Here is a 734-nt window from a genome sequence, read left to right as displayed (position 1 = left end):
GACATTCACGCCATGCACGGTCACCGTCACCACCGCGCTGGCCACACCGCCGTTGCCATCCTGCACCTCGTAGGTGAAGCTGGTCTCGCACGTCTCCCCGAAGGCCAGGTTGTCGAACTGCCCCGCCGGATCGAAGCTCAGGTTGCCGTATTCGTCGGCGCTGAAGATCCCGCCGTTGCTGCCCGCGCCCGCCTCGAACGCCACCAGGCTGAGGCTGTCGCCTTCGACATCGGTGTCGTTGTCCACCGGACCGCCCAGCACGATGGCCACATTGGCGTCCGCGTCGTAACTGTCGGCCACGCCCACCGGGCCGTCGTTGGTCCCCATCACCGTCACCGTCACCTGCGCCTGCGTCGAGCCGCCGTGCTCGTCGCTCACCGTGTAGGTGTAGCTGGTGTCGCGGAACTGGCCCACCTGCAGGTCGTCGAAGTCGCTGCCGGCGACAAAGAACAGTGCGCCTCCGTCGTCGACGATGAACATGCCGCCGCCGCTGCCCGTGGCCGAGGCCAGTTGCTCGTGCAGGCTGTCGCCGTCGTCGGCATCGCTGTCGTTGGCCAGCAGGCTGCCCAGCGCCATCGGTGTGTCTTCGTACGCAGTGAAGGCATCGTCGGCCGCCACCGGCGCATCGTTCATGCCCTGCACCGTCACGGTCACCGTGGCCACCGAGCTGGCGCCCTGGCCGTCGCTGAGGCTGTACTGGAAGCTGGTGCTGCGGCTCTGGCCTTCGCCCAGGC

Annotated in this window: 1 protein-coding gene; it reads right to left on the bottom strand. The window is 68.0% G+C overall.

All coding sequences use genetic code 11. The features are described from left to right. The coding region (locus ACLIJ1_RS23285) for an Ig-like domain-containing protein (protein ID WP_411367963.1) at window positions 1-734 on the bottom strand (734 nt) is incomplete at both ends.

Source organism: Hydrogenophaga sp. RWCD_12 (genome assembly GCF_046604225.1).
Lineage (GTDB): Bacteria > Pseudomonadota > Gammaproteobacteria > Burkholderiales > Burkholderiaceae_C > Hydrogenophaga.
Note: the sequence above shows the minus strand (reverse complement) of the source record. Positions and strands in the feature narration are given on the sequence as shown.